Annotated in this window: 1 protein-coding gene; it reads left to right on the forward strand. The window is 54.3% G+C overall.

The window, feature by feature from the left end; translation table 11 throughout:
* The coding region (locus tag SLS51_RS25045) for a hypothetical protein (RefSeq protein WP_323840948.1) at positions 1-223 on the forward strand (223 nt) is incomplete at both ends.

Raw genomic sequence — 223 nt, forward strand, 5'->3', positions numbered from 1 at the left:
GATTTATGTGCAGAACGATAAAGGTACCTTGTCGTTGAGCGCCATCAACAATGTGCAATTAACCGCCAGTGACGTCAAGAATGCGGGTAAAGACGGTCACACCGAGATAACCGCAGGCCATAACCTGACGCTGGACACCTTAAGCACGCGCCGCACAGAGCAGGGCGACTGGGGGAAAGAGAACACTCGCCACCTGACCCAACAACAGGATATCGGCAGCCAG

Source organism: Photorhabdus africana (assembly GCF_035181445.1).
In the GTDB taxonomy this organism is placed as follows: domain Bacteria; phylum Pseudomonadota; class Gammaproteobacteria; order Enterobacterales; family Enterobacteriaceae; genus Photorhabdus; species Photorhabdus laumondii.